The 20,773-nt window shown below is 40.3% G+C and carries 18 protein-coding genes and 1 pseudogene; 5 read left to right on the top strand and 14 right to left on the bottom strand.

Translation table 11 applies throughout. The features are described 5' to 3' along the window. Positions 1–157 precede the first annotated feature (157 nt). From yaaA to MHH86_RS03640, 5 genes are all read right to left on the bottom strand, one after another. A complete protein-coding gene (gene yaaA, locus MHH86_RS03660) occupies positions 158–910 on the bottom strand; it encodes a peroxide stress protein YaaA (protein WP_036684841.1) in 753 nt (250 codons plus the stop codon). Between the two features lie 96 nt (positions 911–1,006). Further along, positions 1,007–1,255, bottom strand: coding sequence for a hypothetical protein (locus MHH86_RS03655; RefSeq protein ID WP_036684840.1), 249 nt, complete (start codon positions 1,253–1,255; stop codon positions 1,007–1,009). Between the two features lie 31 nt (positions 1,256–1,286). Then, complete coding sequence (locus MHH86_RS03650) at positions 1,287–2,843, bottom strand: glycosyltransferase family 39 protein (protein ID WP_076146239.1); 1,557 nt, start codon at positions 2,841–2,843, stop codon at positions 1,287–1,289. 293 nt (positions 2,844–3,136) lie between these two features. Further along, positions 3,137–3,913 carry an aminoglycoside phosphotransferase family protein gene (locus MHH86_RS03645; RefSeq protein WP_081390303.1) on the bottom strand — a complete coding sequence of 259 codons (777 nt, stop codon included), beginning with the start codon at positions 3,911–3,913 and terminating at the stop codon, positions 3,137–3,139. Between the two features lie 144 nt (positions 3,914–4,057). Continuing rightward, positions 4,058–4,945: a hypothetical protein gene (locus MHH86_RS03640; protein WP_256719488.1), complete on the bottom strand. Its 888-nt coding sequence runs from the start codon at positions 4,943–4,945 to the stop codon at positions 4,058–4,060. A 484-nt stretch (positions 4,946–5,429) separates the two neighbouring features. Between MHH86_RS03640 and MHH86_RS03635 the strand changes: the two genes are divergently transcribed. Further along, entirely contained in the window at positions 5,430–6,953 is a 1,524-nt protein-coding gene (locus MHH86_RS03635) for a flavocytochrome c (RefSeq protein WP_036684833.1), read from the top strand. 83 nt (positions 6,954–7,036) lie between these two features. Here the strand turns inward: MHH86_RS03635 and gnpA are convergent, their stop codons facing one another. Both gnpA and MHH86_RS03625 read right to left on the bottom strand, forming a co-directional pair. Then, the gene (gene gnpA, locus MHH86_RS03630; protein WP_036684832.1) at positions 7,037–9,199 is read right to left on the bottom strand and encodes a 1,3-beta-galactosyl-N-acetylhexosamine phosphorylase; all 2,163 of its coding nucleotides are present in this window, start codon (positions 9,197–9,199) and stop codon (positions 7,037–7,039) included. A gap of 12 nt (positions 9,200–9,211) precedes the next feature. Further along, complete coding sequence (locus MHH86_RS03625; RefSeq protein ID WP_036684830.1) at positions 9,212–10,231, bottom strand: glycoside hydrolase family 88 protein; 1,020 nt, start codon at positions 10,229–10,231, stop codon at positions 9,212–9,214. Between the two features lie 424 nt (positions 10,232–10,655). Between MHH86_RS03625 and MHH86_RS03620 the strand changes: the two genes are divergently transcribed. Then, on the top strand, positions 10,656–11,597 hold the full coding sequence (locus tag MHH86_RS03620) for an AraC family transcriptional regulator (protein ID WP_036684829.1): 942 nt from the start codon (positions 10,656–10,658) through the stop codon (positions 11,595–11,597). Positions 11,598–11,619: 22 nt separating this feature from the next. Here MHH86_RS03620 and MHH86_RS03615 read toward each other — a convergent pair whose 3' ends face one another. The 5 genes and pseudogenes from MHH86_RS03615 to MHH86_RS03595 form a co-directional block, all read right to left on the bottom strand. Continuing rightward, a complete protein-coding gene (locus MHH86_RS03615) occupies positions 11,620–12,378 on the bottom strand; it encodes a hypothetical protein (protein ID WP_051491358.1) in 759 nt (252 codons plus the stop codon). Positions 12,379–13,040: 662 nt separating this feature from the next. After that, entirely contained in the window at positions 13,041–14,204 is a 1,164-nt protein-coding gene (locus tag MHH86_RS03610; protein ID WP_051491357.1) for an Abi family protein, read from the bottom strand. 325 nt (positions 14,205–14,529) lie between these two features. Continuing rightward, entirely contained in the window at positions 14,530–14,736 is a 207-nt protein-coding gene (locus MHH86_RS03605) for a hypothetical protein (protein ID WP_036684827.1), read from the bottom strand. A gap of 22 nt (positions 14,737–14,758) precedes the next feature. Then, positions 14,759–15,328: a hypothetical protein gene (locus tag MHH86_RS03600; protein WP_036684825.1), complete on the bottom strand. Its 570-nt coding sequence runs from the start codon at positions 15,326–15,328 to the stop codon at positions 14,759–14,761. Next, positions 15,310–15,558, bottom strand: a pseudogene (locus MHH86_RS03595) (winged helix-turn-helix transcriptional regulator); the annotation flags it as partial. The pseudogene MHH86_RS03595 and the gene MHH86_RS03600, both read right to left, overlap by 19 nt. A gap of 185 nt (positions 15,559–15,743) precedes the next feature. Between MHH86_RS03595 and MHH86_RS03590 the strand changes: the two are divergent. Continuing rightward, positions 15,744–16,277 (top strand): NAD(P)H-dependent oxidoreductase, encoded by a 534-nt coding sequence (locus MHH86_RS03590; RefSeq protein WP_076098717.1) that lies wholly within the window; start codon positions 15,744–15,746, stop codon positions 16,275–16,277. A 73-nt stretch (positions 16,278–16,350) separates the two neighbouring features. Here the strand turns inward: MHH86_RS03590 and MHH86_RS03585 are convergent, their stop codons facing one another. Both MHH86_RS03585 and MHH86_RS03580 read right to left on the bottom strand, forming a co-directional pair. Next, a complete protein-coding gene (locus tag MHH86_RS03585; RefSeq protein WP_076104113.1) occupies positions 16,351–17,517 on the bottom strand; it encodes a DUF4317 domain-containing protein in 1,167 nt (388 codons plus the stop codon). 158 nt (positions 17,518–17,675) lie between these two features. After that, complete coding sequence (locus tag MHH86_RS03580; protein WP_342479642.1) at positions 17,676–18,797, bottom strand: FAD-binding oxidoreductase; 1,122 nt, start codon at positions 18,795–18,797, stop codon at positions 17,676–17,678. Between the two features lie 169 nt (positions 18,798–18,966). On the opposite strand from MHH86_RS03580, the gene MHH86_RS03575 reads away from it, so the two are divergent. Both MHH86_RS03575 and MHH86_RS03570 read left to right on the top strand, forming a co-directional pair. Beyond that, positions 18,967–20,154, top strand: a complete 1,188-nt coding sequence (locus MHH86_RS03575) for an ABC transporter permease (protein WP_340888502.1) — start codon at positions 18,967–18,969, stop codon at positions 20,152–20,154. A gap of 46 nt (positions 20,155–20,200) precedes the next feature. Continuing rightward, a complete protein-coding gene (locus tag MHH86_RS03570; RefSeq protein WP_076104116.1) occupies positions 20,201–20,740 on the top strand; it encodes a helix-turn-helix transcriptional regulator in 540 nt (179 codons plus the stop codon). The last annotated feature ends 33 nt before the right edge of the window (positions 20,741–20,773 follow it).

Here is a 20,773-nt window from a genome sequence, read left to right as displayed (position 1 = left end):
CTGTTCTTATTCCACCCGAACTTTATTCTCTATACCCTAATCTATCCCCTTTATAAAAACTAGAATTCAGCATCTGGTTTCGTTGACCAAAAAATAAAGGTAACCCTGAAGCCGGTTATTCAACCTCCTTCAGGATTACCTTCATGTACTGCTTGCTCTAGTCATTCTTTTTCTGAATAAACACATACGTACTCTCATCCGACAGCTCATCAGCAAAGCTGAAATCAAATCCGTCGAAGCCTTTGATATCCTCCACACAGCTGATTTGCCGCTCAGCCATGAAGCGTACCATTTCACCTCTGGCCATCTTGACCAGGGTCGCTCTCTCCACTACCTTACCGCCGATCTCCTGCCCGAATATACAACTAACCATGCGAACGTTCCCGCCAATATAAGGGGAGATGCACTTGCTGTATTCCTTAGAGGCCAGATTCAGAATGATGTCAGTCTCCGAAAATAGCTGATCTGCCAGCTTCCTGTTCCAGAACTCGTAGATAGACTTGAAACCAGGTCCGCTAAGCTTAGCCTGCATCTCCAGCCTGTACGGAACAACGCCGTCAAATGGCCGGACGATTCCATAGAATCCGGACAATATCCGTAAATGCTGCTGAAGATATTCCAGCTCCTCCATTTGAAGTACCCCGGGTGCCATGTACTGGTACTGGATTCCCTCATAAGAAAAGATAGCCGGTGTAAGATTCCGTGTTACATCCATATCCCGAATCCGTTCCACATTCAGCGTGGCGATGGCATCATTGCATTTCCATAACGATTTGGCTTCTTCATAATTCAACTTTTGTAATAAGGCCAGAAGAGTCTGCGACTCGCTTATGAATTGCGGCATCTGGCGGCAATCCAAGAAATCTGTATCCATCTTCATCTTCTTGGCAGGCGATATAATGATTCTCATGGTGCTCCCTTTTCTTACCCCCGCGGGGAATTTAAATGTAACCTTATCCTATCACACTTAATCTTCGTAGGCTTGGGGCAAGTTCATGAAATTTGTTCACTGCCGCCCACCTTGTGCGCCACCGCCATCTGTACCTGGGTTGCCGTTTCTCCTTGTCCCACCATTCATGCCGGGAGATCCGCCCCCATCTTTCCCCCGCCCGCCGGTGAAGCCCTGTCCCCCGTTCGCTCTTGACCCGGAGTCAGTACTCGTTATCTTCTGTGCGGTAATAGCATCGCAGGAGACGAGCACCATGGAACAACTTAGCACTGCTATGAGCAAAGCGAAATATCGCTTGATCCGCATCTTTGAATCCCCTCTTTCCGAGCGAACATAGTTAACGTGGAAAATATCTTTTTAACATATAATCGTATACGTCCTTAAAACCCATGTAGGATAATACGATCAGCAGCGGATACACCGGGTAAATATACCGGGACTTGATCTCCCATAAAAGATAGAATCCGATAAAGCCCAGCACCACAAGAATCAAAGAGGTCTCTTCAAATCTTTTGGCTCTTATTCCACCGATTAAGCGAACGAGTATAAACACATACATCAGAAAATTCAGAACATACAGCAGCCACAACATTCCACTTCTATAATTGGAGTCTGCCTTAAACAAATCCGTAGCAGCATTAGTGTAGCTATAACGGTCCATGACAAAGCCCATTCTTCCCCCGTTACTGGATGATCCGTCGTTTCCGAGCCCATATCGTTCCATCTGGTAGGTTCCTTCCGTCCAGGTCCAAACGATTTTTTTATAATACATCTTCACTAAGTCACTTAGGCCCGCCTCGGAGAGTTTATTACGGATTTCTTCTTTAAATAACTCCGTACTTTCTGCCTTATTATAATTTGCATCCTGCTGATAGATTGCGTAGCTCTCCCGGTTGTCCCAGAACCCAAACGTCTCCAGATTGATCCCCATATTCAGCCACATGTAGACAGGTGCGGAATTTTCGTTCATCGGTTCATCTGCAACATTCGTCGCCTGCAGCACAGCATTTTGCGTCCAGCCGGGAACATTAAACAATATGGCCGTGATAAACAAAGCGCTAAGAACCTTTTTCACTCCGATAGAACGTATGTTAAATAAAAGACCCGCCACCACGGTAATCAGAAAAATAACACCGATACTGCGGAAATAGTTGCCTATTGCCAGTAAGAGAGCTGCGAAGAAAATATCCTTAATGGACCTTCTTTTGATAAATCTTATGGCAAAATATAAAGCACTTGTCAGAAAAGCGGTAGCGATCACATCGTTATAGATAAAATTACTCATAAACAATGAAGGGATATAGGTTGCGGCAAACACGAGGATGCCATAATCCTTATCCTTGGACTTATAATTGAGCTCTTTATACAGCATATAAATCATTAATGAGGTTAAGAGTGTAAACAGAATATTAAATATTTTGATTACCAGATAATTATCCGGAAAGATCAACAACAACGTCTTTAAATATAAAACGATCGAAAAATTAAACGGAAACATATGCAGATAGCCGTTCGTGTCAAACGACGAATAATCATTCCTGTACAGCATGTCGAGTGCCAATGAAAGCACTGTCTGCGAATCATCCGTCGGCAAGCGTGGAAACAGAAAGATAATCACCATCTGGATTGCAAAAGAAAATAGCAGTGTGGCTGGAATGACTATTTTCCAACTGTACTTATTAAGCTTCAGGCACATTTTATACAAAATAACGCTTAATGCCAGCACCACTGCGATCACTAGAATAAAAAGACCCAGCTGTTGTCTCTCCAAAATTGGCGTGTCCCCATATACGAAATAATTATATTTCGCCCTAATAAAAAAGGAGGATGCGATAAAAAGACCGATAAAGAATGCAAGTATGAGATACAATGTTTTTTGAATTCCTCTTATCATGGAAAACCTCCTTTGCGCAATCGAAAGCCCTTTACAATCCGCTGCCCCGATTCATAAAAAGCATTATAAACACCCAAACTGAAAATCCAATGAAAATCGGATATGTGGGAATTCGCAAAGAAGAGATTTAGAAAGAGGGGTACGCAAATAGACCGCCCACTCACAAAGGCATGCGGTCTATCTGTCGTGTCCTATTTGCTGAAGCCTACCGCCCTTAAAAGCGGCTATTGCCTTGGGAATCGGGTTACATTATATACCCAATCTCCCAGAAAATCCATCCATCCTTGCGTACATCAGAAGAATTTACTATCCATCTTTTTTAAAAACCGATTATCAGCGATTAAACTTTTCACTCTCTTCGTTGTATTAGGCCCTTTCGGTGTGCTACCTCTTCTATTCAGCAAAATCCACCGTAGACATGCCCAGGCTTCAAAGATTTCAAGTTCTTCCTGATCTATATCATTTTCCAATAGATAAGCAGATCGGAACACATCAGCATAACGCTCGGAGATATATATTTTCAGCAGAATAAGTGACCAGGCAAAATCATATCTAGAGTCTCCCAACTGGCCGTTCGTCCAATCAATTATGGTATATCGCTCTTTATCCTCCACTATATTTCCGATATGAAAATCCCCATGAATGATACAGTCTTGCTTCATTGGAGTTTGCTCAACAAGAATAGTCAACACATTAGAAATATCAGATTGTTCTTTGGCTTCAGGGAAAAAGTAGCCGATGAAATTGTATTTTGGCAGTTGTATATTTCCAATCTCTTCAACGCGAATTTTATGTATTTTTGCTAATAGGCTTGCGAGTTCCTTCATTTTCCTGGTATTCATTTTATGAATAGGGGTTCCGTCAAAACTTGTTAACAACACCTTATCTCCATCCAAATTGATTCCCCAGCCCACTGGTTTAGAGACGGCTACTCCTCGTTCGGATAGAACATCCAATAAACGATATTGAAACTGGACATCCGGTCTGGATTCCTTATTCCATGTTTTCAGTACATAGCTCTCTTGATCAGAATTAATCCTTATGACCTCAGCTTCAAATCCTTGATCCATTGTATGCGCAGTTAAGCTGTCTTCCTGATTTAATAAGTCGTTTATGATTTTGTTGTGCTCTAGCCAATTTATGAGAGATATAGGAGTTTTCAAAAATGGTTCTTCCTTTCGGAGTCAGCTACAACAGATTTACGCAACCCAAAACTACAAATAACATAAAATAGATTGTTCTATCCAGTACATAAATACAGTATCCGGGCTTTTCTTTTCAAACTTTTTCATTTTTAAATACATGTCCATTCCATCAGAAACATCATGCCATAAATCCGTAAATACAAAATCATATTTTTCCTTAGACATATGTTGTTCTGCATATTCGAAAGCATCTGCTTGGATAAGCCTGATCTTGTGAGCATTACTGAATTGTGGCAGTACGTATTTATTAAATAGATCAATGACATCTTGATTTTTTTCAACAACCGTTATGCTTTCAACATTATCTTTTTCAGAAACCATATAAGCATAATAGCCAAGCCCAAGCCCAAACGTAAGAACATTCCCAAACGCTTTATCTACAGCTTCTTTCATTGTTTCTATTTCATTAGGCGTGATCGTCATCCAGATTCTATCATTCTCCAATACGGCCGGGAACATGAATTCAGTTTGAAAAAAGCCAACCTGAGGAATTTGTCTTCCCTCTTCTGTCCGGATGATATCATTGCAAACAAAACCTTCAAAAGGTTTATATTTTTCATATTTTAATTCACTATTATTAATCTTTATAGTTGGTATCTTGATATTTTTATAATATGGATTGTCATAATATTCATTTGCATCAAGCTTATGAAGCATATTGCTAAAATATTGGTTGAACAATTCCTTATCATCAACATTATCAACCGTATCCATCCCAAAAGCAGCAGCCAGCATTAAACCAAAAGCGTATTCATAAGATACACCACAGTTTACGATTTCTTCAATTTCTTCTTTGTTAATAAAGTCGGGGGTATTATTCAAATAGCGGCTTAGTAAAGCAAACACTTTATAGTTATCTTCTTTTACCTTTTCTTTTATTACATTATTAAATTCCATATTCTCACCTATTAATTAGAATTTGTTTCTATGTCTCATGTTAGTCTTTCCGGATTGACTAGTAGGCAATACTCTCATTTTACCATTTAAAAATCCAGAAGAACAAAAACCGCTTTACTAATCCGTGACAGTTACCACTTCTACAGTGAGAAAATCTTACGTCAAAACCTTCTAATTGCAAGGTCTATGATCCATTTTTCAGCTAATCTGCTCAATATTTCGTTACCCTATGTTAGAATAGACGACTTGTATAATTTGTGAAAACTTTCACTAATAGTCATGATTGATGGTATACTTAATAAGAAGATGAACTAAAGAGAATAACGATGGAAACTGTGGACGTAACCGTAGAAGATTTGAAGTTAGGAGAATAACAGCGACGCGCGCGCTTCTCCACTTCCAACTCCCTCTGATACTTCCTTTCTTTTTTGTCGGGTTCTTTTGGTACATCTTAATAGAGAAATATAAAAGTGGAGGGTTAACAATGAAAAAGAAAGCAGCTGGTGCTCTGAGTCTCGTCCTCTCTGTCATGCTCGTTACCGCAGGTTGCGGTAATGGAAACGACAAGGTGAACGAGAGCAAGAGTAATAACAACGAGAAAAAAGAAGTTGAAGCCGTCTCCGGGGCATCTGAAGCAAGCTACACACCATTCGATCAATTAAAAGATAAATATGATATCATCATTGTCGGTGCGGGTGGTGCGGGAATGTCCGCGGCGCTTGAGGCCAAAGAGAAAGGCATGAACCCTGTTATTTTGGAAAAAATGCCGGTTGCCGGCGGGAACACAACCAAATCCTCTTCGGGAATGAACGCTTCTGAAACAAAATTCCAAAAAGAACAAAACATTGAAGACAGCAATGATTTATTTTATGAAGAGTCATTAAAAGGTGGCCATGACACTAACGACAAAGAAATGCTTCGTTTCTTCGTTGATAATTCCGCGAGTGCGATCGATTGGCTGGATTCCATCGGAATCCGCTTGAACAATATCACCATTACAGGCGGCATGAACGAAAAACGTACACACCGTCCTGAAGATGGCTCTGCTGTGGGTCAATACCTTGTCAAAGGTTTAGTGAAAAACGTACAAGAGAAAGAAATTCCACTTTTCGTGAATGCTGATGTCAAAGAAATTACCGAAAAAGACGGCAAGGTTAATGGCGTTAAAGTCCTCTTTAACCAAACAGAGGAAAAAACAATTACGGCAGATGCTGTCGTTGTAACCACTGGCGGGTTCGGTGCCAATATGGATTTGATCTCCGAAGTAAGACCTGACTTGGAAGGCTACGTTACTACTAACCAAATCGGCAGTACCGGAGACGGCATCAAGATGATTGAGAAACTCGGAGGCACAACCGTCGATATGGATCAAATCCAAGTTCACCCGACTGTGCAGCAAGAAAAATCCTACCTCATTGGCGAAGCTGTTCGTGGGGAAGGCGCTATCCTTGTTTCCAGTGAAGGTACACGCTTCACCAACGAATTGGATACCCGTGATAAAGTAACGGCTTCCATTAATACACTGCCTGAAAAAGCAGCTACGCTGGTCTTTGATTCCGGTGTTAAATCCCGTGTGAAGGCTATTGAACAATATGACAAAATGGGTTTCGTGATTCAGGCGGATTCCATCGAAGCTTTGGCCAAAGAAATCGGTGTTCCAGAGGATAAGCTGGCAACAACGCTTGATACTTGGAACAGCGCCGTTAAGAATAAAAAGGATGCCGAATTTGGCAGAACTACAGGAATGGACAATGACCTGTCCACTGGTCCTTTCTACGCTATTAAAATTGCTCCTGGGATTCACTACACCATGGGTGGCGTGAAGATCAATACGAACACAGAAGTTCTAAATAAAGATGGTGAAGCTATTCCTGGTCTGTTTGCGGCTGGTGAAGTTACAGGCGGCTTACACGGACAAAACCGGATCGGCGGCAACTCTGTTGCAGAAATCATTATTTTCGGCCGTCAAGCTGGGATCAAATCTGCTGAATTCATAAAAGCAAAATAAGTAGATAATAGATACTATAAGCCTCACAGCAAAAAGCTCAAGCATCGGCAAGTTAGCCGCTGGCTTGAGCTTTTTTAATGTAATTAATCGCCAATAGTCCGGATAATAGTATCAAACGGATCTAATTCCAACGTTTGTTGTCCATATTCTGTATCAATCGTAGTTTTTTGAAGCTGGTCGCTATTGTTAATCACGACGAGTATTTTACTTTCTGGATAATACGCACACTCTGTATATAAATTATCCGTAATATACTTTGTGTCCTTTAACTCATTCCCGGCATAACGAATCACATTTAACAGCAATCTTGTATTTTCAAAGCTTAAGGTGAAAGAAGGCAGGTAGATCCCCTTTCCTTTACCAAAGGTATGGGCAGACAATGTTATCATCCCACTCTTTTCACACAATACCGCTGCCGAGCCATCCGTAAGATAAATGTTATTTTTAGGTGTTATACTGGCTCCTTCAGGCACTAAACCTTGCTCATCTCTAGCCTCAAATGTCCATCTTCCATGAGCTACCTTGGAGCCTGTATCCTCATCGAGACCAAGCACATGGGCCATTCTGAAAAAGCTGTCATAACCTTCAAGCGCCGAAGGCTGATTGACACCTATAAAAGTACCGCCCTCATAAACCCACGCTGTCAGTAAGTCCACGCACTTATGGTCACTCCAGTATTCTCCGCCACTCCATGCTGAACCTGCCGAGCCGGCATTAATCACTACATCACACTCTTGTAATACTCCCTTACGGATATCTTCAAAATCAATGAACTGGACTTCAATCGGCAATCCGGACAAAGCCTCATTGATATGAATCAGATCATGGATATACGTTTCATGGAAATGCCCGGACAAAGTCCACGATCTCAATTTACCCCAAGCGTGTAAAATGGCTACCTTCGTCTTAATGTGATACGGTTTGCCTTTATGATGCAGCTCTTTAATTTCTCTGAATTCATCCGCGATCTTTTCGATATAATCACAAAAATCCGGATAAGGCTCTACAAGATGCAAATATCCGCCCAGTCCAATCCGATCTATAGGCTCTCTGAGCAAGGCGCGCCGGATATTAATCCAATACTTTTTGGCATCGAGCGTAGGGTTACCTCCCTCCATAAACGTAGGAAGCCCTCCCAATCCAACCGGAAATAAATAGGGATGCAGCCGAATCTCATGGGTATCTACTTTTACACCAGAACAAAGCCTTGCCTCATATCCTGAGAACACACATTTAATCATCCCGTCAAAACCAAATTCTTCAAAACGGTCATTGTAAGGCTCCATGCCAACCCAACTATCATCATAGAAGACATACGCCAGCTTATCGTGCTTATGCACAATATCAATTAATTGCTTACCAAATTCGATGACAAAATCATTGATAAATGCCATATAGTCCAGCTTCCGTTGCTGCGCCGGGATATGACTGACCCGATATTTCCCACCATTCACAAAATCCTCGGCCGTGAGCGAATACCCATATTTTTTGGCAAACAGATCAAGCGCTCTTGAGCTTACCGTAAAATCATATGAACCCCAGTCCGAGAACAAATGGCGATTGCGCTCATCACTGCCCCAGATCCAGGCGAAATTATAAAAGAGGGAGGTAAATCGAACCACTGTTGTTTCCTTATGCTTATGACACCAATCTTCTATCCAATGGAGTAAATATTTTTGCGTTTCTACATAGATGGGATCAATCTGCATCAGATGCTCTTTTTCCCAGTGATTCGTGGTGTGATTGTACATGGAGATCTCTTCCCAAATCCGATAGACCATGAAGCTGACTGTGTATTTATGCCAAGGTGCAATTCCAGTAATGACTACATTTCCCGATTCCCGCTCATAATTCCACAGTTCTCTTGGAACCTCTTCGCCCGTCGTTCGGTCAAAAACCTGCCAGTACTTAAACGCCTCTTTGGAATCATTCACTCGGAATTGTTCAGCAAAAAAATCCTCCATCAGATAGATGGATAAATAATCTTGTACCGCTACCTTAGGATTTGTTATTAAAAAGCTCTGCTGCAGCTTGTCTGAATTCTGGGACGCCCATTCGTTATGATCTCTGATGATGCAGATTGTAGAATAAATGCCGTATCCTGCGTTGATAATCTCATCGGACAACTGTGTGCCGTCACTGTCACGGATGACATCGGCACCCCAACGTTCAGCTAATTCCAGGGTCAATGCCTCATAACCGGATTCTCCCGGCAGTGTAAAGGCCCCCGTTGTTTTTTTGGACAACTTGGATCCCTCCTATTTAAGCATATCGGATAGAAAAGCTAATGCTAAGCCTTGCCCCCAGCCTTGATTCCAGTCTTTTGGAATATTGCGGTATCCTTCCCGATCCTTCATAACCGCTGTTCCGCCAGAAACACCTAGTACCCGTCCATCTTCACTGATATTGTTCAAAATACCTTTCAGGGCCTTTTGCACATATTTGGTATGCAGCGGATTGCCGTTATTGATCATAGCAGCCGCAATGCCGCAAGACGCGGATACTTCTTCATAAGACTCCTCGTCATCTAGTACAGTCCGCCACAGGCCGTTCTCCGTTTGCACCAGCTTGAGTGCGGCCAGCTGATCGCGCAGCGAACACTCCACGTCCATACACTGCGGATACAGATACCATTCTTTCAAAAGCTTTTTAACTTGCGACATAGTGTATGCGCCCCAAGCATTCGCTCTGCCCCAGAATAGTCCAGACATGTGATCCTGCTTCACATTATTGTAGCCGTGGTACCAAAACCCGCTGCTAGGATCTTGCAGGTATTTGATATGCCAATAATATTGATTCAAGGCATCTTGGATCATTTCCTGATCCTTTAATTTGCTTCCTACACGAAGCAGAAAAAATGCCGCCATAAACAAGGTATCCGCCCATGCCTGTTCTGGAAAATCATTAGAAATAGAGACGGTATGCTGCAACACATGATCTCCGAATCTAAGCGCATTGTTCTGCAGATAATCCACCTTGCTCATCACAATATCCCAATACTTCTGGTTACCTGTTTCTTCATACAAGGTGATCAGCATATGGCCCATAGCACAGGTGTTAACTGTCCAATCCGGCAGACCCAGCTCGATATATTCATCTGCCCACTGGACAAGCATATCCAAATACTCTTTATTTCCTGTAGTTTCATAAGCTCTGGTTACCCCATAATAAGCCACACCACAAGGCCAGTCCCATGTTAGATCCATCGCCATTGTTTTTCTGACCACTTTATCGATGACCCTTAAAATCTCTTCTCTGTCATAATTTAATTGAAGCATCTTGTTTCTCCTCTCTTTCGCACACGCCCCCAAAGGCGCTTGAGAGCTGTCCGTCCATATTGTAAACGCTTTACTAACTCTATTGTAAGTAGTAAAATGGTCTGATTCTAAGCATATTCATAACTAAACTGTGCAATTTCAACCATTAACTAGTAGTTCTTATATTTCGGGATTGGCCGTGACTACAGAGAATGTTTGGACTTCCGGCCGCTGTTGTCTGCAGATTTCTTGATTTTATACCGCTCTTCGCGGTGGAAATCTGCTGACAAAGGCGGACGCTAACGCTCCTACAGTTCCAAACTTCTCCTCCGCCACTTTTTTCCCAAATTGTATAATATCAAGTTCTCTTTATATAGTTGAATTTGATATAACGTTAACCTATAATCTACTCAACCTACGTAATAAGAATGGGAGTATTGAGAATATGCCCAGAAAAAAGAAGCCCATCATTGAATACCGCCACTACAGCTTACCGATAAACTTTCCTATCCTGCTGTTAAGCGGTGAACGTTGGAAGATTTCTGATATTAAAAGTGAACATCTGCATTTCCATAATCATTTGGAGATTGGCATTTGCCATTCGGATAGCGGCATCATGGAGATCAAAGGAGAATCTGTGCCTTTTAAAGCCGGAGATGTGACCTTCATCCCTAGGTATCTCCCTCATACAACTTATAGTTCGCCGAATGAAGCCAGTCTGTGGTCTTATATCTTTTTTTCGCCTGAGGATCTTTTTCAGCAATCCTTCAAGAGCGCTTACAGCAACTTTGAGCCGAATCTGTGGGCAATTAAGGGAACAAACTGTATTTTGAACAAAGAGGAACATCCCAAGGTTTATACCCTTGCGACATCGGTCTTAGAGGAATTGAAGCAAAAAAATCCTTACTATCAAGAAAGTGCCTACGGCTTATTGTTATCGCTTTATATAGAGCTTCTTAGAATTCATTCCCGGAATGAACCCTTGATTAATCAAGACACAGAGCATAGCCTGAAGGGCGATTTTGTCATCTCACCCGTTCTGGAATACATCACTAAAAACTACATGATGCCGATTACCATCGATTTTTTAGCTGATCTGTGCCACCTAAGTACCACTCATTTCCGCAGGAAATTCCATGAGATTATGGGGTCCGCACCTCTCGACTTCCTAAACAGTACCCGTATTGAAGAGGCCTGCAAGCAGTTAAAAAGTACGGACGATTCCATTCTCTCCATCTCTGAGCAAGTCGGTTTTCAGTCCATATCCAGCTTCAACCGATGTTTCTCCAAGCTTATGGGTGAGTCACCTAAACAATGGCGTAAAGGCGCACAATCCGAAGCACAATCCGCTAAAGCGTCTATTTTGGAGTTTACGGGGTGGGTTTGATCCATTTATCCATTGGTCTATTCTAGATCATCTTTCTCCCGATCGTTTTATATAACATGGTTCTTATCTTCTTTAACTGCGCAAAGTTTTCTTCAAATGAAATGCTGTGGGTCAGTGCCAGCCCTTTTGAGAAATCTTTTTTATATAGAAAAATTGATTCCAAATACAAACCTATGACATGAATCTGATTCCAAGTAGGATAACTTGAATTATGATAGAAGACAGTCAGCGTTTCTAATGCATAAAAATTATGACACCATCTCGCTTCCTCCATTATGTACTTCATTGCCGGTCCGTTATTGTTAATCATTATGTCCCGGAATTCATCTAAATGATTAGGCTGAACATCGACATATTCAATTGCATAAAATGGCTTTACATGCCGTTTTCGCGCGCCTTCCCCTGGTGTAGGGTACGTACTGTTTGGTGTAGTTACAAGTAACTCCATACGGATTGTTTCAAGCACGAAAGGTATATTCACATTTTTCAAGGTAGGTAAAATGATTTCGGCATCTTCTTTTTCCTTGATCTGCATTAGGATAAGATAATCCCATATAATGAATTCTCCATGTTTTTCGGCTGTTTTGTTATGACTGTAAACTGAAATATCCTCCACAGCATTATTTTGAGTCATGGATCCTAGAACGTCTGTGAGTTGGCTCTTTATTTCTTTTTTCATATGCTTTTTATACTTCTTATCGACTCCGATACTCCAAGCAATATAATAAGTATCATTTTGTGGTGTCAGTTTTAGATTCTCTACGCTTATTTTCTTATCCATTTCTGTTTCCCTTTCTGTACATGTCCCCAGCCATCGATGTATAATTCGTCTAAGATTTCTAATAGCTCAGGAGGGGTTTGAAGCAAGGCTGCTTATGATTAATCGTAACGCTGCTTCCCAATAAACGCAAATAAGCCAACCCCTATGAACTGCCCCATCAGGCACAACAAAAAGGCATGCGTCCGGTACACTACCGAATTCATACCTAACAAGTCGCCTAATAAAATAAGCTGTTATGTGATAAGGCTCCCCATATCATCCGAGGGCGAAGTTTAAAAGGTACCAAGATAGTCCCTTACTTCAGCAAGTATGTCCACATGGCGAGCTCAGACTTTACAAGCACAGTAGGACTAAGTTGAATTACTGATAGCTCAAAAGAAAGCCTACCCAAGATTTAATTATTTTGAGTAAGCTTCTTTACCTTCAAATCAAAACCTCACTTACTTATGATAAGGTTCTCCGTGATAGTGATAAGCTAAGTTCTATAAATAATTTAGATACTAAAAAATCCCTGAAACAATTACACAAGTAATAATTGTTTCAAGGATTTTGATTCCTTTAATCTAGAAATAGCTGTTACCCTATTTTCCAGACGACCTTGCGGAAGGGTCTTTCATCTAAACTGAATTTTACCACTGTAAAATAGTCAAGTCAATAACATCTTAAGGTTTCACTTTATAATTTCTGACCAGTTTGAATAAAATGTACATTATCTCTCCAAACTCAGAATGTTCTTCATAAAAGGATTTCTTCAATCTACATCTTTTAATGAGACTTACTAATTCTTTTTTACGTTCAACTCTTGAAATTCTTCCTTTAACATAATAATCATGTAAATACAGTAGGGCAGTAATATCATGTGTTTTAAGATTTCTAAGTAGAATATTAGTACTTGAATCACTCATATTACAATTTTGAGTTATATAATTTCGAACTTGCAATTTTATATGCTTTTCATTAGATATTAAAAATTGATTAGGCCCTACAATATTAAAAATAATAGGTCTACTATGTGCAGAGGAATCTCTAATATTTTTCGAATCAAATAATAGGCTATTCGCCAGTTTTAATTCTTTATATTTATATTTCTTTTTTTGAACATAAAAATTAATAAAGAAACATAATTGACCATAAGACATTAATTCAATGAGTACCCATATGGAAGGTTTGTTTTTCCTTTTAACAATCAAATCATAGCTATAATCTCTTTGAGACTTAAATGCCTCCAATAACTTTTTATCTATAGTTTCATATTTTTTCATTTTATTTTCGATTACTTCAAGCGTTAGTTCTTTTGTTATAAGTTTTCGTCTATAACTTTCTAACTCAAATAATTTATACTCATCAATAATTTCAAAACCATCTTCATCACTCTCAGTTATCAAGCGAATAATTAAAGATTTTATATTATGTTCGATATCTAAAGACAACTTTAAAAATAAATACCTAAAATGCATATCTATTGTAGCTAAATCATTTAAAATTGAAAAATCAACATTTGTGTATTTGTTATCTCTATCTTTATTAAAATTCTTTCTGAAAGCAGTAACTTTATAATAGTAAGTTCGATCCGTTAATATTTCTTTAGCTAATGACTCATTATAGGAATTGAAAGTAATGCCTTTAAATTTTAAATACTCGATTTGCTCTTCTACTGATAACTTCTCTTTTAATTTCGTCTTTTCTACCAAATTCAAAACAGGTTCTTTGCTCAAAATCAGTAAATCTTCTACCGTAGCTGCAACTTCATCTTTAGCCTCTATTCTTTTAAGTGGACTTAAAGATTGTTTAAACTTCAATAACTCTTCTGTTGATGCTCTTTTCAAAAGTATATTCACCACCTATTAGATAACATTATGACAATTATATCATGTATTACCTAATTCTATCGATGAGTTAAAAATACTCCCTGTTGCTAAACCTGCTTAATTAACAGTTCACAAAATTTCGCCCTAATGATACGGTTCCCCTTTACTTTACCTCACAAAATCTATTTAACAAGGGAATGATTTGTTCCTTGCTCATAGGGGCGTCGTGCCCTGGGATATACGTAGTAAATGAAAGAGTCGATAAAAGCTCAATATATTCTTTCATTTTTATTGGATCAATTTTACCTTCTCCATGATAATAATCCCCGCTATGTGCATCTTATCAAACGTGCGTGATCAAAGCATATTTGGGACGTGGCAGATTGTTATCATCTAAACACTTTATAAAGGCATCTAAATGCGATTTTGAATTGCCACAATCAATCATTATTGAAAAGCTGTCACCTAAAACATATCCCAAAACAGGTCTGTCTGTTTCTCTCACATTTTCTAAATAATAAATAGAGTCATTTATTTGTTTCAGTTTCATCCTATGGGTTCCTCTCCTGTATTCACAATGTACTACGACGTAGTTCATAAAAATATTGCACAATCGGATGCTTTAACTGGATCTTCTCGCTCATGTTTAAAATCCGCTTTTTCCCAACCCGTCTGTCCACTAAAGCCAGAATATTCAATAGGATATCATCGCTCTCTAAGCTTTCTTCTATAGAAGTAGATAAAAACTTATTAGCTATAACGATAAAATTCGATTTACTTAATGAGGTCTGTGCTGACAAAAGCTCCTTTGCAACTTCTGATATCTTTCTGCTTCTTGCAATGACTATTAGACGATCCTCCGGGATGTTCCCTTTACTATCTTTTCTAACCGCTTCGATGTCTTCAGGGTGGACAGGAATTTGGAGTTCTGAATCATTCTTAATCTCCTGCTCCGTCTGATACCATCTGATTGAGCTAGTTCTATCATTCATATTGAGTACGTTCTTTTTATCTACCGAAATATAACAGCTCCCTGATTTATCAGGTAAATAACGGTAACTGCTTGCACGATATTCAACCTTGCCGGATAACGCAGGACAGAGAAAACTCTCCAGTTGTTGCTTTAATTTGCTCCAGGACATGTATCCTCCAACAAGACGATCTCTTCTCCTCGTCTTTGTCTTATTTTTATATTTTCTTTTCCCCAAGAACACATAACATCCACGATCTTATTGGCTGTAACGCCATATTCCGTGAGGCTGTATTCAACTTTTGGCGGCATCTGCTGGTACACGAATCTTTTGACAAGCCCATCCCTCTCAAGTTCACGAAGCTGCTGGATCAGAACCTTTTGTGAGATGCCCTGAATATTACGCTGTAATTCAAATGATCAAATTAAGCTTACTCAAAACTTCATTGTTGCATATATTTTTTTCGGAGTCCAGTACACACCTCGAAGTAACCATCTTACTTTATTGTGTGTATTTTCTTTTTTTACAACCTGCAAGATAATAATAATATTCATAAATAATATAGGCCTGAGAATGGAGATTCATCATGAAAACACTAGTGATTTTGGCGCATCCGGGCCTTGAGAATTCGAGGGTCAACCAGCGCTGGAAAGAAGAACTGCTATTATATCCCAACGATATTACCCTTCATGAGATTTATAAGGAGTACCCTGACTGGAATATTAATGTTCCTAGAGAGCAAAATCTAATGGAAGCATATGACCATGTGATCTTTCAATTCCCGTTGTATTGGTACAGTTATCCGCCGCTATTAAAAAAATGGTTTGACGATGTGTTGGCTTACGGATGGGCTTATGGATCAAACGGTGACAAGCTTAACGGGAAAAAGCTAGGGCTGGCCCTATCTATCGGTGATAAAAAGGAAAATTATCAGCCAGAGGGCTCTGTTTCTTTTACCGTAGACGAAGTGATCGCACCCTTTAAAGCCAGTGCCAAACATGTAGGCGCAGAAGCCCTACCGTACTTTGCTGTTTTTGGAGCTTCATTCCAAGCCAGCGATGAAGAAATTAATACTAGCGCAAAAGAATATATCGAATATATCTTTAATCACCGTATTTGACACAAAACAAATTGGGCTATCCTTAGTCTTGTTCAAAGACTTTAAGGATAGCCCATAACATTGTTGAAGCGGTCTAAAGATTCTCTGTAGTAAGTGTGAATCCTTCGATCACGGCATCTTCGTCAACCTCAATCAAAATGCAGCGTCTCCCATGATAATTCACTTGCTTCACATATTTTAAATCCTGCGGGCTGACCGAAATCGTAGCTACCTTTGTATCGATCTTTATCGATTTGGTAGTGAATTTCGGCATTACGCTGCTCGCCTTCATCTCATAATGCTTATCGTCAACGATCGTTTCAAACGCCCGTTCCACTTTTTCCATTGTCACGTTCTCTACGCCACTTACCGTCAGTACACGTTCCAGATCTCTATAATCGAGCATTGGAGGTTCTTCCTTATCGTCGTTGGTTTCGATGACCTGATGGATCTCCTCGTACACCTGTGCGAGAGTGGTTGCATCAAGCTGTTCGCCCGCCACTTCCTTCACGATGTCTTCGAATATAGCTCTCTCTTCCAGAGCCGTATTGGATCTTTCGGCATTCAAGACCTCTCCGACAAAATGCGGATCCGGGAAGTTCGATTTCCCCGTACAATACAGAATGCGGTTCACATCGGAATAATTGTCCGTCACGCTTGGGTAAAAGAAACCTTGCTCCGGCGTACTTAACTTGACGATCGGATCTACAATGATATTGTACTTGAACTCCCGCTCCACGTAATCAAACAAGAGAGCTTTCCGTTGTTTCTCCGTGGAATTCACGCTGCATAGGATAAAAGGATGCGCGAATAGTTCGTTTTTCTCACTTTCCTCGGCTTCATCGTTTCTATCTTTAGTCGGGCGGAAATACTGTCCGCGAACGAAAGTGATCACCGTATCCCGTTCATAATGAGTATCCGCCATCATTCTGTCCACCAACAGCAGCATCAGGTCCTGCCATTCATCCGGATCCCCTGTCACCAAAGCTTGATGAAGCATCACCTGCGCTGGCTCCTCCGCTTCCGCTTGAAACTTCAACTCGAACAATTTCTGATCCAATTCACCGGTCAGGAGTTTTTTGAAATTGCCCATATACAGCTCCTGCTTCTCTCTGTCCACCATTCCAAACGGCTGGCGCTCCCAATGATAGATCTCGTTGCTTTCCTTCATAATATACACGTTGAGAATATCGTAAATACTCATTAAATCGTGATCCAGCTTAAATTGCTTGCGTATATGCGCGACTTCTTTCTTTATCATGATTCGTTAGACAACTCCTAGGAAGATTAATTGGTCTTTTCAGTATAAAGGATAAAAAAAACCTTCGCTATATTAGTTGAAGTTAAGATTTTTCTATTAAGGTAAGTGCGTGACTGAGGTGAATGTTTGGACTTCCCCTCCATTCGTGCTCGTACTCATCAATTTATCGCATGCTCTAATGCATAGTCTTCAAGCGGAATATCTACCTGTTGATTCATGGCCAGCTTGGCTAGCTGCTCACCAAGAAAGGGTCCCATCGTTAATCCGGATGACCCTAGTCCATTAGCAACAATTAGTTTATTCCATCCTTGAACCCTGCCTAACACGGGAAGAAAATCTGCAGTAAAAGGACGGAACCCTACTCTTATCTCATTTAGGCTACAATCCGCAAGACCGGAAGCCGTTTGCAGACCTTTATTTAATATTTCTTGCATTCCTCCTGCGGTTACAGCAGTATCATAACCTACGACATCATTTTCGTGAGTAGCACCTACCACGATATTTCGATCCGCAAACGCAAGTATATATTGATCTGTAGGCGGCATTACCACAGGCCATTGCTCTGTACTCGCTTGTTGAGCAAGCTTCAAATGCATAATTTGAGCTTTTTGATAACGCACCTGGAGCATGATCCCAAGCGGATGAAGCAAAGCGTTAGACCAAGCCCCTGCGCACACAATCACTTCATCCGCTGTGAATGTCTGTTCTCCTACGCTAACCCCTTTAATTGCATGATCAGCATGCTCTAAAATAGCATCGCCCTCAATCATTTGCGCACCGTTACGCTGTGCCGCTCTTAGCAAAGCATCACGTAATTCACGTCCGTTCACTCTTGCTGCACCAGATACATGCAGCGCATGATAACCTTCCGACAATAATGGAAACTTCTCTTGCGCTTCAAGATCCGTCAGCATCGTAAGTTCCCCTATTTCAGGGGCGTCCTCTCTGCGCAGCTCCGCTCTTTCTTTCATCGCGAGTAACTTTTTCAAATCCTCATGAATACATATCGCTCCTACTTTTGCGTATCCAGTCTCGGTTTCTCCAGCCTCTTCCAACTCTTGAATAAGTGCCGGATAAAAGCTTGCACCCGCTTTAGCAAGACGATACCATGCTTTGTTTCTGCGTTGAGACAACCATGGACAAATAATCCCTGCTGCTGCATCCGTTGCTTGTCCAACATCCTTACGATCTATAATGATGACCTCAGCACCTAACTTACTTAGCTGATAAGCTGCTGAAGCCCCTAATATGCCTGCACCAATTACAATGACCTTGTTCATGTTCGAAGTCCCTTCAGTTATTCATTTTTTTAATCATTCACTACTTACCCATTGTATCTTAAATTTGACATTTATAATGAATTATCGTACTATAAATCTCACTCAGTTAAAAGTACTTTAATTGGAGTACTAAAATAAAAGTGTTATTCAGAAGAAAGAAGGTATACAGTTGAAGTTTTCACAGTTTTTGAAGTCCAAAGGGGCCATTGGTTCTATTTTTATGGGTGTGTTCTATGCCATTGCGATGCTTGGTATTTTCTTACCAGGGTATACAGCACTTCCAGGGAACATGGATGATTTAAAAATTGCTATCGTCAATGATGATGCCGGTCAATATGGGGCTCAGATTTCGAGTCAGTTCACGGAGAGCTTACCATTCAAAACGATAAAAACCGATGTATCGAATAAAAAGGCGATGGATGAATTAGAACATAATAAGTTAGCTCTAGTTGTCCATATTCCAGAAGAATTTTCCGCCAACGTTCAAAGCGGTAAGGTATCCGCAAGTATTGATTTCACAGTCAACGAAGCTTCTGCCACCATGGTATCTTCAGCCATGTCTTCCGTTGTAGGAGAAATTAACAAACAATTAAGCGCGAACTTCTCAGAGCAAACCGCAAAAGGTGTGTTAATGAACTTTAACGTACCAGAAGAACAAGCCACCGCAATGGCTACACAAATTGAAAATAGTTATGTCGGGAATTATGTTGTCATCAATGATGTTCCGGACGGCATGCACAACAACATGCTACCTATGTTCTTAACTATGGCTGGTTATGTTGGGGCAATGATTGCCTCCATGCAATTAGTTGCTTCTTTTAAAGCGAACCGCGGGAAAGCAAGCAAGACAAAACTATTTATGTTCGTTCAACTCACAGCTTTATTAATCGCTGTATTATCAACTGTCGTTGCTTTAACCATTGCCTTCTCTGTTGCAGATGTAGACCTATCCTTACTGTTACCAGTTGCTGCTCAGCAAATTCTAATGTATATGGCTGCATTTAACGTGTGTGCGATTATGGTCTTCCTAGTTGGCGAAGGCGGTATGGTCTTAAATATTCCAATCCTGCTCATGCAAACCATCGCCAATGGTGCTACCATGCCTCGTGATATGATGTATACACCATACGATTGGTTCGGCCGCATCACCCCGATGTATTATTCTGTGCAAGCTTATTTGGCACAAATGTTTGGTTCTATTAGTCCAGCACCCTTCTTATGGGGATTAGCAGGCGTATTTGCCGGGGCTATGATGATTAACATTGTTATCGTCCGGTTTGTTCATAAATCTGTACCTGTGACTAAAGAAACTATACTGCCCGTTGAAGTTAAAAATACAGCTGAAATAACCGCCTAGGTTTGGTAAGATAGAGTTTAGCCAACAATTAGGAGTGGGTTCTGTGATGTCAATTCAAATTTATATCTTAAGTAAGTTAATGGATGAAAATAATTATCCTTATAAATTAAAAAAAGAACTATCCACCCCTATTCCATTTGATACATTGCTAAATCTATCTGAAAGCAAACTATATTATCATTTTGAATCCCTTACGAAACAGGGCTTAGTTGAACAGGTAGAGATTATCAAAGAAGAACATCGCCCAGACAAACAGGTGTTTTCCATTACCGATAAAGGGCGCAGGCAGCTCCCGCTCAAAATTTATAAGGTAATAGAAGATGCAGAATCTATTTCAGATATGATTGTTGCTCTTGTGAATCTTCGTTTTGTAGAGACTGATAAAGTGATCCCGATTATCGAGAAGAAAATTGAACAGTCACTTATAAAAAAAGATCAATTAAATCAAATTTACCAGCAAATAGATGTAGATAGCTCCACCCGTGACGTCGTAGATTTCATGGAAAGCTACTACGCTTCTCAACTAGAGCAATCTATTTACTGGTGGAAAGATCTTTTAGAAAAGCTGAAAACGAAAACTATATAAAAAAGAATGCCTTGGATTATAGCATAATCAAGG

Origin of the sequence: Paenibacillus sp. FSL F4-0097 (assembly GCF_038593125.1) — a bacterium.
Lineage (GTDB): Bacteria > Bacillota > Bacilli > Paenibacillales > Paenibacillaceae > Paenibacillus_AQ > Paenibacillus_AQ odorifer.
This window is presented reverse-complemented; position numbering and strand designations above follow the sequence as displayed.